General features: G+C 64.9%; 2 protein-coding genes. Both read left to right on the forward strand.

Annotated features, from left to right (window positions below; translation table 11 throughout):
• Positions 1-38 precede the first annotated feature (38 nt).
• On the forward strand, positions 39-12,512 hold the full coding sequence (locus B3H64_RS04485) for an S-layer homology domain-containing protein (protein ID WP_286733319.1): 12,474 nt from the start codon (positions 39-41) through the stop codon (positions 12,510-12,512).
• 198 nt (positions 12,513-12,710) lie between these two features.
• Complete coding sequence (locus tag B3H64_RS04490) at positions 12,711-16,088, forward strand: S8 family serine peptidase (RefSeq protein ID WP_286733322.1); 3,378 nt, start codon at positions 12,711-12,713, stop codon at positions 16,086-16,088.
• Positions 16,089-16,131: the final 43 nt, after the last annotated feature.

Raw genomic sequence — 16,131 nt, forward strand, 5'->3', positions numbered from 1 at the left:
GGAAGAGAATCAACATCCAGAAAGAGGAGGGAAACACCTTGCAAACCAGAACCAAAGCGCTGCCGCGGATCATCAGCCTCATTTTGAGCGTGGTCCTGCTGGCTAACCTCATCACCCCCGCCCTGGCCGTACTCAGGGACGCCCCTACGGCCGATGGCCTCGTCCTGGTGGACGGAGACGGCAATCAGGTCGCCGTCGATGCCTCCTGGGAGGAGACCTTTCCCTACGGCACCTTTGCCTTCGACGCCAGTCAGTTGGCGCTGACCGAGGGCGACGGGGCTCAGACCATCCGGGTCTACCGCTTGGGCGGCACCCGGGGCAAGGCCGAGCTTACCCTGTCCTTCTCCCCCGCGGTCACACCGTTGGATGACGGCACCTACAGCTTTGCCAACGCCGCCGGCATCCTGGACTTTGACATCGAGGTGGAGGACGCCCTGCCCATCGCGGCCTATCAGGCTTTTGGCCAGGACGCCGCGCCTCTGGCCCCCGCCGCGCCGGTAAGCGTATCGATAGTGGAGGAGGACTCCACGGAAAACACGGTGGATGAAGCCGGCGAGACCGTCTACGGGTACACTGTGCTCCAGGCCGACGTAAAGGCCGACGGCTATCAGTGGCAGGCCCTGAACGCCAATGGCATTTGGGAAAACGTGGGCGACGGCGAGGCCACCCTGGAGATCGGCAATGAGGTGCTGGAGCTCAGCGACTTCCGCTGCGTCTACACCGTCGGCGGCGTCTCCTACTGCACCGACTCCCTGGGCGGCGAGCCCTACGTGGCCGAGGAGAACCTAGACCAGGAGATCCCCGACGACGTGGAGCGCAATCCCGCGCAGTCCTTCCACAAGCTGGACATGCAGGACGGCGCGTACGACACCTATGAGTTCTACATGACCTTCGCCGAGGGCGAGTGGGTCAAGGAAATCCGCATCACCCCCACCGACGACGACCGTTCGGAGAATGTGGAGCTGGTGTCCTTCCGGATCGACGCCTGCAAGGGCGGCGAGCTGTACGACACCGCCAACACCCTGCTGGTCAGCATCGAGGACAACGACGAGATCCTGCCCAGCCAGTTCTCCTTCCCCGTCACCGACGTCACCGTGGACAAGGCCGCCGGCTCGGCCCTCCTGACGGTGGAGCGCATCGGCGCGCTGCAGTATGTGACCACGGTGGACTATCACACGGTGGACGGCACTGCCACGGCCGGACAGGACTACGTCCAGACCAGCGGCACACTGTACTTTTCCAGCGACGTGTCCGAGATGACCATCGAGGTGCCCCTGATCGACGACGGGGCCGTGGTGGATGAGGCGGACGCCGACTGCTCCTTCACCGTCGTGCTGGAAAATCCCCAGGGCGGCGGCGCGGACAGCTCCATTCTGGATGGCGCCGCCACCGTCCGTCTGTATAACTCTGGCACGTCCCAGGCGCCCAATCTGGCCACCATGCTCTACACCCCCGAGGCCGACGACGTGTCCGGCAGCACCGAGACCACCAGGGCCTCCATTGTGGGGGGCTCCAGCGGGAGCGTTTCCGCCACGCCCGTGGAGCAGGGCGAGGCCGCCCCGGTGGCCGTCACCTTCGGCAGCGGGGACGGCGATGTCAGCCTGCTGACCTATGACCTTAGCGCCGAGTTGAAGTTGAATCGCAGCGCCCTGCCCAGCAGCCGCTATTGGGTCGACAACGCCGATCTGGGCGGAATGGGCTCCTACAATGATACCAACAATGCCCAGGGCCTGGCCTATCAGGGCTGGGATGATCCCAGCCAACTCCGCTACAACGGCAGCTATTACGGTCGCTACAAAGGTGACGTAGGCGGAGGCAACAGCAAATTCAGTTGCTGGAACACCCAGACCTTTGAAAATTTTGACCAGTTGTTTACCACGGTATACGCCACCTATCAGGGCAAAACGGAAAACAACTACCTGAATCAGTTCCACACCGTGGTCTGGGCCGGCGTCGCCAACAGCAGCAACGTCGCCGGCGGCAGCAACGTCGCTGAGATTTCACGCATCAGCGGGTCCGGCGCCGGTAGCTTTTCCAATGTGAACCGCACCTATACGATCAAGAAAGGCGCCGCGGGCATCTTCTTCTCCTTCGGCATTGAGGACAGAGGATGGGCCGATACCCGCCACGCCGGCTGCCGGTCCGATCAGATCGCCCGCGCAGCCCGCCGGACCCTCTCTCAGCCGGTTTCGTATCTGATCCACACCGCCGATGACGACGCCATAACGGCAGCGGACCGGGTTTCCCTCTATAATAATATTGCGCCTCAGATTACCGTGCCCGTCGGCCAGGGCGGTGCTACCTCCGACGGGAAGGTCTATGTAGGCACTCAGCTCTCCCTGAGCAAGCCCCTCTATTCCACCTATTCCTATGCCGAGGGGGCTGCGGCTCCGGTATACCTCTCCACCGGCAGCACCACCGTCAACACAGGCGCTGTAGCCGACGATGGCTCCGCCAGCCTGCGGATCATCGGCGGCAGCGGCAACAGCTTTGCCAACGGCGGCAACCTGAGCACCAGCAGCAGCTACACCGTCAACGCCGTGCTCAACCGCTCGCAGAAAATCAACGTCAACGTGGCCCCCTCCGTGCCCCGCCTGGAGGACGGCCGGACCATCGACCCCGATCAGATCCAGAGCACCCTGACGGCCTTCTGGAAGCGGGCCAATCAGGCCACCGTCACCTGGGCCTCCCCCGAAGCCGTCAACGGTCAGTATACCGGCCGCTTCACCACCCAGACCTCCTTCCTCACCGGCAAGCTCACCTTCCCCGCCGCCGATTCCAAGGGCAACAGCACCTCGGCGACGAAGCTCGACAATGTAAAATCCATCAACTTCCACCTGCCTCACGCCGACCAGATTCTCTTCAACGGCGTGCAGTACAACGGCGACGACGACATTCCCATCCCCGTGGGCATGTTCAGCGCCGAGACCCTGTCCTTTACCTACTACCAGTCCGATTATGTCTCCGTGGAGAGCGACATGACCCTGGTCATCACCCGGGTGGAGCACTACGTGGACATGAATGGCAACGGCATGCTGGACGGTTCTCTGGACAACGTCAACCAGTTCCACACCGAGGCCGTGAACGGCGTGGAGGACGTGCTGGTGCAAACCCTCAGCGCCCAGGACTACACCGCCACTACTTTTACCCCCGTGCTGGATGAGAATGGAAACGCCCGCCAGCAGTTCCTCAAGTTCTACTACAACATGACCCCCCGCTGCCTCACCGTGCCCACCGGGGCCAGCGCGACGGACCGGGCTCAGATCCTGCCCTCCTTTGTCACGTCCGTCACCGACGCATCAGACAAGGCCGCCCTGTCCACCGAGATGCAGGGCTACCGCTTCATCACCAGCGGCAAGTATTCCAAGGACTTCGACATCTACAACAACATTGGCCAGGTCACCGACACCAAAAAGGCCGGGACCTGGTCCGGCGACGGTAAGCTGATGTATCAGGCCGCCGCCAACGCCACCGAGACCGTGGATATCCCCCTGGGCGGCGACTTTGACCCCATCCACCCCACCTACGTCTATTCAGACGGCACGGAGTCCCTCGACCCGCCCAGCAAAACGGGCAAGACTCTGACCGACGTCACCTTCAAGCGTGAAAACTGGAATCCTAAGTACCAGGGCAATATGCTCTACCCCTTCCGCAACCCGGAGCCCATCTTCGTCTCCGACTCCCTGGTGGGTGAGAACCTGCCCGTGGCCAATCTGGTCAGCAAGGCCGGCGAGAACGGAACTGCGTCGGATACATACAGCGCGGATCAGCTCAACGCCTATCTGGGCAGCTTCAACCCCCTGGACACCGTGGCCCTGTGCATCCGTCCCCAGTCCCTGACCACGGATGAGATTCAGGCGCTCTTCCATCCCTCCACCATCTCCACACTGGACATCATCGAGTCGGGCGAGCACCGCATCGAGGTGGACTCCTCCAACCCGGCGGGCTTCAAGTCCATCCCCGACGCCAGCGGCCTGCGCCGCACCAGCGCGGGCGACGCCGACGTGACGCAGGCCGCCGACAGCGGCAACAGCTCTAACTCCATGTCGGAATTCAACGTGGATCTGGGCATTGAGCTGCCCTCCCTCAGCGTGGGCCTGACCGACTACGTCACCCTCATTACCGACGGCAGCGAATTCGGCTTCTCCATCGGCATTCCGGTGTTCAAGGCCGAAAAGAGCACCACGGCTTATACGGCCTCGGATAAACGCCTCAATCCCGCCGAACAGACCGCTTACGGCAAATGGGAGCGCAGCGGCCCCCTCAAAGAAAATGCAGGTAACCTCTCCAAAATTAAGAACGCCTTTGCCAATCCGGGCGAGTTAATCAAGGGAGAGGAATGGCAGAAGGCCAAAGAGGCCCAGAGGGCCGCTGTCGACAGTGACAAGCTCATCAAGAGTAAGGGCATGGAGTTCTCCGTGGCCTTCAACGTAACCATCATGTTCAAGTACAGCCCCACGGAGAACGCCTACCGCTTTACCTCCGCCATGCTGTTCCTCCAGTTTGGCTTCCAGTTCAAGCAGACCATCCGTCTGACCGTCTGCCCCATCGTCTACGCCTACTTCGTGGTGGGCGCCTCCCTGGAACTGGCGGGCGGCGTCGTCAACGAGCGGGAGGTCGTCGAGGATACCAGCGGCATGCTGGACGTCAATACGGTCCCCGCTACCGTGAACTCCGACGCCAGCGCGTACAACAACGGCAAGCTGGCCTACATAGCCACCAACCTGAGCACCGGCCTGACCTCCGGCTGGAAGACCGCCGACGACGAGGTCGCCTCGGGCAAAAAGGTCCTGGCCGGCTCCAAGGGTGACGCCTTCACCTTCATCAGCAAGTCCGACGCCGTGAATCTGTATTTTTCCGGCAAGGTCAAGGTCGAGCTGAAGGACGGCAGCACCTGGAACAACCTGGGCTACGTGGCCTCCGACGGCTCCGCCCCGGTGCTGGTCATGTTCGACGAAAAGGTGGACGGCACCGCCAACCAGGAGGTGCGTATCACCGTTCTGGACGAGGATGCCAACTTTGACCGGGTGGTCCCCATCAGCGGAGTCCGCAACGACACCTTCTTCTCCGGCCTGACCGTCTCCCCCTCCGTCTTTCTGGAGGTGGGCGCCGGCATCGGCGTGGAAGTGCTGAAGGTGGAGATCTACTTCAAAGCCAGCATCGGCATTTCCATGTCCTTCGCCACCCGGCAGAACAATGCCGCCACCAAGGGCAGCCAGCTCCGGGACCCCTCCTCCTCTTCCCTGTCCCTCATGGGGGCCGAGGCCAATGTGGTCAGTCTGGACGACACTGTCTCCGCCCTGGACGACAAGGTCGAGCCCTTCAGCTTTGACAGCTTCAACTTCCGCGCCGGCTTCGGCGTGCGGGTGGTGCTGCTGCTGTTCAACTTTGAGCTGGACGCCATTCAGTTCGGCATCAACTACAGCAAGGGCATGGACACAAAGTACGGCGGCTCTCCCGAGGATGGCTTCCACGACAACGGCTGGAAATTTGCCTGGTACACCCTCAACGGCGGCCAGACCATCTCCAGCTATGATCTCCGAGAGGTCGACGACAGCGAGGGCTTCCCCGGTATTCGGATCACCCTGCCCTCCAACACCTTTGCCGCCCAGCAGATCTTCGGGCCGGAAAACGCCCAGATGGTGCTCGACGAGATCGACGCCCTGGCCTTCGATCCGGAGAACCTGCCCGGCAAGGAGTTCCAGATCTCCGGCTACTCCTCCTCCGGCGACGCCTTCCGCCTGGCGAAGGACCTGGCCACCGGCACCGACTACCAGCTTCTGACCGTGGGCCAGGACAACTACCTGCTGTACACCATCAGCCGCGAGAACCCGGCCAACGCCGTGGACTCCAACATGCTGGTGCTCTCCAAGCTCCAGAACACCGGCGAGACCGTGGGCCTGGCCCACCCGGTGACCGGCAGCACGGCGACCAACCAGAACTACCTCCCCGTGGAGGACGACGGCACCGGCGATCTGGACTTTGGGGCCCAGGTCAGCGGAGACACCATCCACGTCTCCTGGGTGACCTACGCCACTCCCACCAGCGCCGACGGCAGCACCTCCACCGGCGGCTCCATGCCCGACTCCGCGGTCCACCCCCGCCCCAGCTATGCGGAGGGAGAGGATACCGTCTACATGGATAAGGACAACTATGAGGACGCAGGCTTCCAGCCAACCGGTAAACCTTCTGCACCCGATGAGCCCGACGAGCCTGAGATCACCCAGGCGCCCAACGTCTCCGACTACTACCTGACTGCGGAGGCGTACGAGGCTCTGGACGACGAGGAGCAAGCCGCTCAGTATGCGCAGGACCAGACGGATACCGGGTATTACCACACCGTGAGTTATGCCAGCTATGCAGCGGCCTCCCTGGCCTATGACGAAGCCGTTCAGGCCCACCAGGCCTCCAAGTGCGAGTGGGACGCCTACCGCGCCCTCAAAGCCGCATATGACACGGATCAGGCGGCCTATGACAAGCGAAACGCCGCCTACACCGCCTGGTACAAGTACTTCAGCAGCGAGAAACAGTCCGCCGACACCGCCCAGGAGCTGCTGTCCAACTCCGCCCGAAACACAGTGGTCAAGTCCGCCTCCTTCCCCGTGGGCAGCGACGGCTTCACAGCCGCCAAGACCCTCTCCGACGGCACCGGGGCCTATCAGTTCCTGCCCGCGGTCAGCCCGGATGGCAGGCTCACCTTCTATGCCCGCACCATCAACTACACCCCGGACGAAAAAGCGGCCTCCACGCAGAAGGCCCAGGACTATTACAGCGCCAGCCGCGGCGGCGTGACCACCGACGCCGACGGCGTCAGCACCGGCGAGGGCGACCCCACCGCCGCCTTCCGTTACGCCTATACCACCTCGATGGACGATGTGTACGGCAAGGCCACCCAGTTCATGTTCAGCTACCGGAAGGACGACGGCTCCGTTGTGACCACCGGCTTCACTCCGGAGGGCTGGGAGAGCGCCGGCACACGGCTGTCCAGCGTCTCCATGGCGGTACAGGATAACGGCGCTTTCTACCTGGCCTACACCGCCACTCAGACCCAGACCGAAGCCGACCCCGATACGGGCCGCTACGGCGACAAGAATGTCCACAAGCTCTACCTGCAAAAGGGCAGCGTGAATGCCGACGGCGCAGTCACTCTGGAGACGGCCAAGATGCTCCGGCAGCTCGTGGACGTCAACGACATGGGCCTGGGCGACAGCCTCACCAGCGGCCTGAGCACCCTGACCGGCGGCAGCGGCTCCACCGTGGATGGCGTGTACGCCAACCGAGACGGCGTCGGTGCCGTGCAGATCGAAGCCTTCGAGGACCCCTATTTCGGTCCCGTGCGCTTCCTGACCGGCAAGCTGGGCAACCTGACGGGCGAGGAAGAGCGCTTTGGGGAGAGCCTGGCCTTCACTCCCCTGGATGTGGAAAGCAGCCTGTTCCTGCTCTTTGAGATGAACGGCGGGACCTACGTGGTGCCCCAGTCCAGTCTGGAGCGCATCACCACTGACGGCAAAGGCTCCATCATCCCCTTCTTCTCCCCCATCGACGACGACCGCACCAAGGGCGGCGTGTCCATCGGCACCGACGGCGAGGGCAATATCACCGCCGTCTACACCGACACGGTGCCCAACACCACCAACAACGCCATCTATGTCTCCAAATACTCCTACAATGAGGCCACCGGTACGGGTTCCTTCGGTGAGGGCCGCATGCTGGCCATGAACTACATGCAGGTCTATGAGGACGCCATCGCCAACGGCTGGAGTCCGGAGGAGACCGAGCAGGCCTATTACGGCAAGCTGGAGGGCTATCGGAACGGCGGTATGTCCAGCTTTACCTTCTCCAACCTGGACGTGGCCCTGGGCCTGAAGGCCGGCGCCGTCATCGGCCAGGAGCCGAACGGCGAGGGCGGCACGCAGGACATCACCGCATCCTCCTCCACCCTGGTCATCCTGGCCCAGGGCACCCAGACCGCGCTGGAGGAAAAGAGCTACCTAGGCGGCGATGGCGCCAAGGTCATCCTGCCCAAGTACGACGGCAACGGCAGCCTTGTCAGCACCACGGGCTATTACGCCCTATCCTTCGGCGTGGGTGAAAAGAACGTGGGCGAGGGCAGCATCACCTTTGCCGAGCCCAACTTCACCCCCGGAGCCATGCTGCAACCCACCATCACCTTCAAGAACACCGGCGACGTGCCCCTGCGCGGCTCGGCAAGCGACCCCATCACCGTGGAGCTGTGGATTTCCAGCCAGCCGGATGAAAGCGGGGATTATGCCGTCGGCGAGCGGCTGGCTCAGTGGATTCTCTCCGATGAGGCGGGCGTGGCCGTGGGCCAGACCGTCACCGCCAGTCTGGACGACTACACCAGCGCCCTTCCCAAAGATCTGGAGGGCCGGAAGTTCTATTTCACCGTCTCCGAAACCGGCAAGAGCGAGGAGCACCCCTTCGGCGTGGAGGAGCCCATCGCCTACAGCTCCCTGACCGCTCCGGGCGGTATCACCCGGACCATTGAAGCCCGGCCCGAGCTGGCCGTGGAGGATCTGAGCTTTACCACCGTCGGCGTGGAGGGCGACCAGGTCCGGATCGGCGTCAGCATGAGGGTCACCAACCGCGGCGGCGCGGACTCCGCGGCCCCCTATCTCCAGTTTGCCTATCAGACCGGGCGGACCATGGAGGAGGTCCAGGAGGGCGACACCGACTATCAGAAGGCCGTCTATGCGCCGCTGAATCTCTCCTCCGGCCAATTTGAGATCTCCGACCAGGCTCCCATTGAAGCCCTCTCCGTCACCGACGACCGGGCCAAGGGCATCCTGCGGCTGGAGGGCGCGGACGGCGCCGACCTGAAGAAGGGCAACGCCCGCAAGGTGACCGGCACCTTCCTGGTCTCCAAGGATGCCTACTGCGAGGCCACCGCCACCGGCAGCCTCAATCTTCAGGTCACGGTGATCGACAGCGACGCCAGCATCACTTCCCTGTCCGCCGAGGGCCTGCAGGTCTCCGCCTTCGACAACGAGTACGTCTCCGGCAACAACAGCCGCTTTGAGGAACTGGAGCCCCTCGCCTTCTTTACCGCGCCGGTGAAGATCACTCTGCCCCTGAGCACCACCCTGCGCCTGAGCCTGCCCGTCTCCACCACCAACCGGGAAAATCCCGTCATCTCGGTCAGCGAGCTCAACAGTCAGGCCATGGAGACCACCGAGAAGCATCTGGGCATCCTCTACTACAACATGGGCGCCAGCGGAACCGGCTCCGACGGATTCCTGGTCATCAGCCCCTCCTCCGAGGGCAGCGGTATCATCCGGGTGTCCGATATGGCGACCAGCACCTGGACCGACATCGCCTACACCGTCACCGAGTCGGGTACCGGCGTCAACATCTTCAAGGACAACGACATCTTCACCTGGTACAGCAAGGCCGGCGTGGAGCTAGACCCGAACACCGACGCGTCCGGCGCGTGGACCTTCCAGAAGGACGTGATGCACTGGGGTCCCAACACCACCGGCTCTGTGGTGCCCTACCTGGGCGACCTATCCCGCGCCAACCAGAAGGGACTTTCCTTCTCCTTTACCACCCTGGCGGAGAAGATCGACCTCTACTTTAACGGCACGGTCACGGTCTCCAGCGACTTCCCCGGCTACGCCGCGACCACCTATTCCGCCGCCGGCGGCGAGGGCGAGGGCAGCTTTGCCACCATCATTCTGGGCGCCAACCCTCTCAACGAGGCCCACACCGTCACGGTGACCACCGTTTCGGACACCACGCTCTTCGACCGCATGATCGAGACCTTCTCCAAGAACCAGGATATCCTGCCGGACACCGGCGGAGACGCGCCGCAAATCTACTTCGGCCGTGTCCCGCCTGAGACCGCCTCTCTGGACCCCGCCGGTTATCCCGACGGCTTCCCCCTGACCGTCTATCTGCTGGATGAGAGCGGCCTGGGCCAGAGCAGCTTTGACGGCGGCACCTCCGGGGCGACCACCGGCAACGCGATCACCCACAACGAATCCTTCCGGGAATTCACCGTTTATGTCAAGCAAAACGGCACCTTCTCCATCCAGGTCAGTGATACCGCCGGGAACAGCTCCAAACGCACGGTTCGGGTGGACTGGTTCAATACGCCGGTCAGCACGCCCGACGTCCCGGTGGAACTGAGCGTGACCCTGGTCTACCGCGACTCTCAGGGCACCCCCCTCACCGGCATCGGCGACACCACCCAGCTCAAAAAGGACCAGTACGCCTTCGCGCAGGTAGATACCAGCGCGGGCGCGGCGGTGAGCGTCCAGTTCTACCGCGTCACCACCGTCACCACCACAACCGCCTACGAGCTGCGGCAGGAGGAGGGCGGCTGGTACCTGGTCCAGACGCTTACCCGTACCGACGTGGCTGGAAACCCGGTGGAAGAGCCCGTCGTCACCAAGACCGCGGCCGCCGCCGACACCGCGTTGCCCAAGGATACCACCCTCACCGAGACCCAAGGCGTCTGGGTGGATGTGGCGGTCCGGGAGGACGGGCTGTACCCCGTGGAGCAAAACGGCGTCTATAAGGTCGTCAGCACCGGAGCGGACGGCGGCGGCAGCACCCGGCTGTTCGTGATGGACCGGCTGAACAGCGACCTGCCCACCCTTGATCTGACCTATGTCTCCGCCTCGCAGAGCCAGGGCGACGCCATTGGCTACATCGTCTCCAAGGGCAAGACCAGTCAGGCGGGCATTCAGAGCATCCGCGTCAACGGCTGCGACGTCTACACGGCCTCCGGCACCGCCCCCAGCGCCGTCACCGGTTCCTTCCCCATCACCTACGGCGGCACGTATACCTTTGCCGCGCTGGATACGGCGGGCAACGAACAGCGCTCCACCATTCCCGTGCAGATGGCCATCCGCCCGCTGGAGGACGGCTGGCTGACCGTGGCCGCCGCCTTTGCCCAGACCCGCGACAACGGCCGCGTCACCGTGGACCCGTCCAAGGTGGTCGGCGGGGTCTACGACCCGGCCCTGTCCAGCGTGGAGCAGAACGTCTATGGCAACGCCTACCAATTTGCCCTGGTGGCGGACGCCGACAAGTTTGACCAGGCCGAGCCGGATACGGCGGAGCTGAGCTCCGAGGACGCGGCGGCCGCCCTGGCGGCCTATCACGCCGCCTTCGACGCCTTTGCCGACGCCCTGACCTGGCAGGATGCCTCCACGTTCTCCAGTCTGGCCCCGGGGGACTACGTCCTCTATGTCCGGGACAAGGAGGACACTCCCGCCGGCTCTGTCCCCGACGATTACCTTATCCGGGCGCTGACCGTGGCGGACGTCGCCGTCTCCTTCACCGCCAGGGCCGCCAACCGGAGCGAGGCCGGCATCCGCACCGTTACCGTCAACGCCTTCGGTGGCAGCGGCCAGTATGAATTCTTCATCATGAAACGCTCCCGCTCCACCGACCTGCTGGACGCCGACGGCATCGCCGCCGCCATCGCCCAGGACGACAGCCTGAGCTGGAAGACCAGCGGCACCGGCACCTACATCTACGTCAAGCAGGATTACGGCTGGCACCAGGTCGCCGTGCGCGACCTGGAAAACCCGGAAAACCTGTACACGGCCATGGTCCGCCTGCGCCGCCCCAGCTCCCCCGCCGAGGTCGTCCCCACCACCGGGGGACCCTCCCAGGAAGAGCAGGCGGATATCATCCGGCGCAACCAGGAGGAGGACGTCATCCTCACCACCGACGACTGCGTGGTCATTCTCCCGGCCGGCACCCTGGCGGAGGGCGACAGCGTCACCGACCTGCTGATCACCCTGCCCGATACCCTGTCCGAGCCCTTGGAGGCCAACGTGGTGCAGTACACCAGCCCGGACGGCGAGACCTCCATCCTGCCCTGGTGCATGCTCTCCGACGGGCGCATGATCTATCTGGCAAACAAGGTGGGGAAATATGAGCTCGTCCACAACGCCAAGTCCTTCACCGACGTGGACGGTCACTGGGCCCTGGAGTTCATCGACTTTGTCACTGCCCGTGAGCTGTTCAACGGTACCGCCGAGGAGCTCTTCTCCGCCGAGATGTCCATGACCCGCGGCATGTTCGTCACGGTGCTGGGCCGGCTGGAGGGCATGGACCCCCAGCGCTACACCGCCCAGAGCTTCGAGGACGTGGCATCCGGCGTCTGGTACGCCCCCTACGTGGAGTGGGCCACCCGGAACGGCGTGATCTCCGGCTACGGCAACGGCAAGTTTGGCCCCAATGATCCCATCACCCGGGAACAGATGGCGGTCATCCTCTACAACTACGCCGGAAGCATCGACCAGAACGTCGGCACGGTGGGCGATCTCTCCGGCTTCTCCGACCAGGAGCAGGTCTCCGGCTGGGCCCGGACACAGATGGCCTGGGCCGTGGGCTGCGGCCTGATCAACGGCAAGTCCGGCGGCGCGCTGGACCCCGCCGGCAGAGCCACCCGCTCGGAGGTCGCCGCCATTCTGGAGCGTTTCGTGGGCTGCGTCCTGACGGGCTATACCGACTCGGACGGCGGTCGGAGCTGACCCCGCGCCGCCCGGCGGCAAAATGCAATCATCTCTCCACAGTCACGGATGGGGCTCCGGCCCCACCCGTGGCTGTTGGAGCTGATCCATCCCAGATTTGGAAAAGGGAGTGAGCCTATCAAACCTGTATCGCTTTTGCTCTGCGCCGCGCTGCTGACGGGCCTGCTGGCCCCGGTCGCCGCCGCTCAGGAGGCCGCTGTGGAGGAGGATCCCGGCTCCTATGCGGGCTACATCGTCAAGCTCAGCGACGGCATGCCCCGAATGCGCACACTGAGCGCCGACGCATCCTACGACCGGGAGGGGAACTTCCTGGTGGTGGACACGCTGGAGCAGACCCAGGAGATCCCCGAAGAATACATCGACTACATTGAGCCCAACTACTATGTGGAGCTTTTCTCCACCCAGGACCCCAGCGACCCCTACTACGCGGACTACCAGTGGAGCCTGCAGGAGATCGGCGCCATGAGCGCCTACCGCCAGGGGCTGACCGGCGAGGGGGTGAAGGTGGGCTTCGTTGACTCGGGCATCAACACCGCCCACGTGGACCTGGACGATGCCCGCATCGACGGGGCCAACTTCCACGCGGACGGGCTTTCCTTCGACCAGGACGTCTACGGCCACGGCACCTTTGCCGCCGGCATCGTGGCCGCCCAGACCGACAACGGCGTGGGTCTGGCCGGCGTCGCGCCCGGGGCCGATATCCGGGCCTACCGGGTATTCAATCAAAAGACCACCACCATGGACGCAGTGGTGTCGGCCATCTACGCCGCCATTGGCGACGGCTGCGACGTGATCAACCTGAGCCTTGGCACACAGTACCAGTCAAATACCCTCCGCACCGCCATTGAGGCGGCGGAGGCCGCCGGCATCGTACTGGTGGCCGCCGTGGGCAACGACGGGTCCTCCACCCTGCAGTACCCCGCCGCCTATTCCGCCGTCATCGGCGTGGGCTCGGTGGACAGCGGTCTGACCGTCTCCTCCTTCTCCCAGCGCAACCGCTCCGTCTACGTCACCGCCCCCGGGGGCGGCGTGGCCGGCCTGGACCATGAGAGCGCCGACGGCTACAAGCTGGACCTGACCAGCAAGGGCAACAGGGGCACCTCCTATGCCGCGCCGGTGGTGGCCGGCATGGCCGCGCTGGCCCTGGGCTACGACCGCGACCTCACCGAGGACGGCTTCCGCTACCTGTTGGAGACCACCTCCACCGACAAGGGCTCCTCGGGCTACGACACCACCTACGGCTACGGCGTGGTGAACATCGACGCCTTTGTATCCGAGCTCCGGCGGGCGTTCACCATCACCTACGAGACCAACGGGGGCGTCCTGCCCGAGAACGCCGTTCAAGCCTATGCGGTCACCGACGACACGCTGACCCTGCCCACTCCCACCCGTCCGGGCTTCCAGTTTACAGGCTGGTACGCCGCCAGCGATCTGAGCGGCGGGCAGGTCTCCGCCATCCCGGCGGGTTCGCTGGGCGATCTGGAGTTCTTCGCCGCCTGGCAGAGCGACCAGACCACCGCGGTGCAGTCCGTGCTGGTAAACGGGCAGACTGCCGTCCCGCAGGCCGACGGCTCCTATCGGGCCTATCTGCCCTACGGTACAGTCCTGGCCGATCTGACCCCCAACAACATCGTGGTCACCCCCCTTGAGGCGGGCAGCGTGGCGGAGCCCGCCGTGACCGAGGACGGCGGCCGGACGTGGACCTTCCAGGTCCATACCTCCGGGGACGCCTCCCACGCCCAGACCTACACCCTGCATCTGGAGGTGGACTCCCTCCATGTGGCCGACGGAAGCGCAGCCCAAAGCGGCTCTGCCGTCCCCGCCTCTCACGACGGCCAGACCCCCGCCATCCCCTACCGTGCCGATGCCGCGGCCTGGTTCCTGGATGGCGAAAGCCAGACCCTGCCCGATGACTTCACCTGTCAGATGGCGGTGGAGAGTGGCTCCGGACTTTTTACAGCGGACGGCTCCACCCTCACCTACATCCCCTCCGCCGAGGACGCTGGGCAGGCCGTCACCCTCTGGGTACAGGGTGTCCACGCCGGCCGCGTCACGCTGGACGCGGTCACCATCACCCTGGCCGTGGGAGCCCTGCCGGTCAGCCAGTCCAAGGCGCTGACCCCGTCGCTGACCTATGACCGGAACACCGGCGGCGGGGCCGAGCTCTCGCTGGCTCTGTTCGGCAACCAGGTGACCGGCGTGTCGCTGGACGCCGCCGCCCTGACCGACGGACAATACGCCCTGGGTGAGGTCACCACCGACGGCGCCGCTCTGCTCACGCTGGAGGACGCGCCGCTGTCCGCCCTGGAGAACGGCGCCCACACCGTGACCGTCACCTTCGACGCCGGAGAGCCCGCCGCGGTGCCTCTGACCGTCTGCGACAGCACGCCCCTCTATACCGTCACCTTCCGGAGCCAGGGCGCCGTCTTTGACACGCGCAGCGGTGTCCGCTCCGGAAGCACCGTCACCCTGCCCCCCGCCCCCGTCCGGGAGGACTACGACTTCCAGGGCTGGTATACCCAAGAAAATGGAAAGGGCACCCGTTTTACTACACAAACACCAGTAACCGACTCGCTGACCCTCTACGCCTACTGGACCGCCACCCTCCCCAGCGGCGGCGGAGGAAGTGGCGGCGGTGGAGGTGGAGGTGGCGGTGGAGGTGGAGGTGGCGGCGGAGGTGGCTCCGTGGCGGTCCCGGCGGAGACCGTCACCGCCGCCCAGACCAGCGCCAACACCATCACCATCACCGAAGCGGGCGGCGTCACCACCCTGACCCTGCTGGAGGAGGCCGCCACTTCCGTGGAATCGGAAACCCTGGTCCGGGAAAACGCCGCCCACACCGTGGTCCTCACCGGCCGGGGCGTCACCGTCACGGTACCTGCCGGCACCCTGCCGGAGGGCTTTGACGTCAACCGCCTGCTACCCGACCGGAGCGCCTTCACCGGCGCGCCCGGCGAGGTGCTGGCCTATGTGGACGAAAACGGCGGACTGCGCCCCCTGCCCTGGGTGGTGATGGGGGCGGATGAGCTCACCTTTACCGCCGGGATCGCCGCCGATTACCGTATCGTGAATGCGGGAGGCGTCTTTGACGACGTGGCAGCGGACGGTTGGTACACCGGCAGCGTGGCTTTTGTCACCGCCCGGGGCCTGTTCTCCGGCACCGGCGAGGCCGCCTTCTCCCCTGATGTCCCCATGACCCGCGGGATGCTGGTGACCGTTCTGGCCCGGCTGGACGGGGCGGACACGGCGGGCGGCTCCCCGTGGTACAAGCCAGGGATGGACTGGGCGGTGACGCGCGGCATCAGTGACGGCTCCGCCCCGGGAGCCCCCATTACCCGGGAGCAGTTGGCCGCCATGCTCTGGCGCTACGCCGGAAATCCCGTCTCTCAGGGCAGTCTGGACGGCTTTACCGACGCCGGGCAGGTCAGCGCCTATGCCGCCGAGGCCCTGCGCTGGGCCGTGGGCGCAGGCCTAATCACCGGCACGGACGCCGGGGCGCTGAATCCCCAAGGCGAGGCCAGCCGGGCCGAGGTCGCGGCTATGCTCACCCGGTTCATCACCGCGCAGGCGGTATGATCCCCCACAAAAAAGCAGGGCCCGGCGGGAACCAATGGTTCCC

It is taken from the genome of Intestinimonas sp. UBA1698, from assembly GCF_002320075.1.
GTDB lineage: Bacteria > Bacillota > Clostridia > Oscillospirales > Oscillospiraceae > Intestinimonas > Intestinimonas massiliensis.